The sequence below is a fragment of the Streptomyces sp. NPDC079141 genome (assembly GCF_040686775.1).
Classification (GTDB): Bacteria; Actinomycetota; Actinomycetes; order Streptomycetales; family Streptomycetaceae; genus Streptomyces.
Genome location: NZ_JBFBLP010000044.1, coordinates 1 through 2,473, shown reverse-complemented (window position 1 = coordinate 2,473; position 2,473 = coordinate 1). Strand labels below are relative to the sequence as shown.

Here is a 2,473-nt window from a genome sequence, read left to right as displayed (position 1 = left end):
GTGTCGGCGTACTAGCTCATCTGCAGAGGGAAGTACGGGCTCAAGTGCAGAGGTGTGTACAAAGTTTTGGCCGGGGCGAGGGCGTCAGCCCTCGCCCCGGCCGTATGGGGTGAAGCCGCGGGTTCAGGCGGTCGCTGCGTCGCCACCGTCGATCGCGAAGAGCTTGTTGCGGAGCCGGTAGCTGTTGCCGTTGATCGAGACGACTTCGCAGTGGTGGAGAAGCCGGTCGAGGATCGCGGTGGCCAGGACCTCGTCGCCGAAGACCTGACCCCATTCGCCGAAGGTCTTGTTCGAGGTCAGGATGATCGAGCCCTTCTCGTAGCGTTTCGAGATCAGTTGGAAGACGAGGTTGGCTTCGTCGCGGTCGAGCGGGAGATAGCCGACCTCGTCGACCACGAGGACGTCGGGCCGCTGATAGAGCCGCATCTTGGCAGGCAGACGGCCGATGGAGTCGGCCTCTTTGAGCTGGCGGACCATGTCGTCGAGGCTCGTGAAGTAGACGGTGAAGCCGGCCCGGCAGGCCGCGACGGCCAAGCCGACGGCAATGTGGGTCTTGCCGACGCCGGGCGGTCCCAGCAAGGCCACGTTGGTCTTCGTCTCGACGAACGACAAGGTGGCCAGGTCTCTGATCTTGCGCGGGTCGAGGTCGGGCTGGAAGGAGAAGTCGTACTCGTCCAGGGTCTTGTGGTGCGGCAGGCGGGAGAGCCGCAGTGCAGTGTGGAATCTGCGATCGTCCCGGATGGCAAGCTCTTCGGACAGCGCCAGGTCCAGGAAGTCGAGGTAGCCCATCTTGCTGGCGTCCGCCCGCTGGATCAGATGGTCCAGGCTGGTAGCGGTGTGGGGCAGGCCGAGCTTGGTGGCAGTGGATCGCAGTCGGGCGGTGACCAGTTCACTCACGCGGTGTCCTTCGAGTCCGGAACGATGTGGGGACGGGACTTGGGGCGGGTCCCGGCGATGTCGTCGTAGAACGACAACGGCCGTTTCCCGACCGGGACTTGGGCGGCGGCAGACCGGCTGAGCAGGTTCTGCAGCGGGCTGTCCGAGGGGCCGGCCTGCCGGGGCCGGACGGCGAAGTCGGGGACCTGGGTGGTGGTCCGGCGGCCCGTGCCGTCCGGCAGGCCGTCCCAGTGCGAGTCATCCACGACCCAGGTCCCGCGGGCATGCGCCCGAGGGTGGACGGCCAGCAGCGTGGACCCGCTCAGATCAGGCGCCAGCAGATGCAGCGACACCGTGTCACCCCCGGCCCTGACCTCGACCAGCTGTCTGGGCCGGACCCTGCGCGCCGGCACCGAATACAAGCTGGCCTCGAAAGCGACCAGGCAGTCCTTGCCGACGTGCCGCAAATGCCGGTCAGCGACGAGATAGGGCCGCTTCGGCAGCGGCCGCAGGGCTGCGTGGTCCCGCTCGGCCCGCAGGCCGATGACCTCCAGGTGCGTGCGGTGGACCCGCGCCCGCCGCAACGGCACCCAGTTCACGAAGGCCGCGTCCAACTCGATGACCGAGCCGAACGACCGCCCGGCCAGCACGTGATCGCGGACGATGGTGACCTGCCGCTCGACCCGCCCTTTGCCCTGGGGCCGGTAGGCGGCCAGGACGTCGATGTCGAAGTTGTAGTGCCCGGCGAACGCGACCGCCTCCGGATGCAGCGGGACCGCCTCGCCCGGAGCGACATGACGGCGCACGACGGTCTTGGTCCGGTCGTAGACGATCGTCTTCGGAACACCTCCGAAGTGCGCGAACGCCCGCCGGTGGCAGTCCCAGAAGGTCGCCAGATCCATCGACGTGGTGAAGCAGCAGAACGGATCCCGCGAATAGGACAGGACCATGTGGAAGGAGTACACCTTCTTGATCCCCACCGCGGCGAGGATGCCGCCCTCATCTCCCCAGTCGACCTGGGCCTGGGCCCCGGGGATCACCTCGAACCGTCGGTGCAGACCGGCGAGTTCGTCGGGACTGATCCCAAGCTCGGCCATCACCTGCGGCCGGGCCTGCTGCAAATACAGCTTCACCCGCTGGTAGTTGCCCGTGAACCCGTACTGGTCGACGAGCCGTTCGTGGATCACCGTCCCCTTCAATGTGATGTCGGCCCGCAGCCAGGCATCGATCACCGGCTTGAACGGCTCGATCACCTGCCCGTGACAGCCCTTGCGCGACGGCCCCTTCGGAGGCACCACCGGCGGCGGAGCCTCGATGTACTTCTTCACGGTCCGCCAGTTCAGCCCGGTCTCCCGGGCGATGGCGGAGATACTCAGCCCTGCCTCATGCAGAGCGCGGAAACGGCGCAGATCCATCCAACGCTCCGAGTGCAGGATCATCGAGACGGGACACCCTTCGCCTCCTCTCACCTCGCGCGATGGCTGTCCCGCCCGCACTCCCCGTACTCACAACCCACGTACGACACGCCGAAGATCAACCCGATCGAGTGTGTACATGAGCCCGTACCTGCCTCTGTGCATCAGCTTGTACGCGGACA

At 66.8% G+C, this 2,473-nt stretch carries 2 protein-coding genes; both read right to left on the bottom strand.

All coding sequences use genetic code 11. The annotated features are described in order from the left end of the window. Positions 1–123: 123 nt before the first annotated feature. The gene (gene istB / locus AB0Q90_RS42030) at positions 124–897 is read right to left on the bottom strand and encodes an IS21-like element helper ATPase IstB (RefSeq protein WP_363166030.1); all 774 of its coding nucleotides are present in this window, start codon (positions 895–897) and stop codon (positions 124–126) included. Further along, the gene (istA, locus tag AB0Q90_RS42025; RefSeq protein WP_363166029.1) at positions 894–2,315 is read right to left on the bottom strand and encodes an IS21 family transposase; all 1,422 of its coding nucleotides are present in this window, start codon (positions 2,313–2,315) and stop codon (positions 894–896) included. The genes istB and istA overlap by 4 nt, the downstream gene beginning before the upstream one ends. Positions 2,316–2,473: the final 158 nt, after the last annotated feature.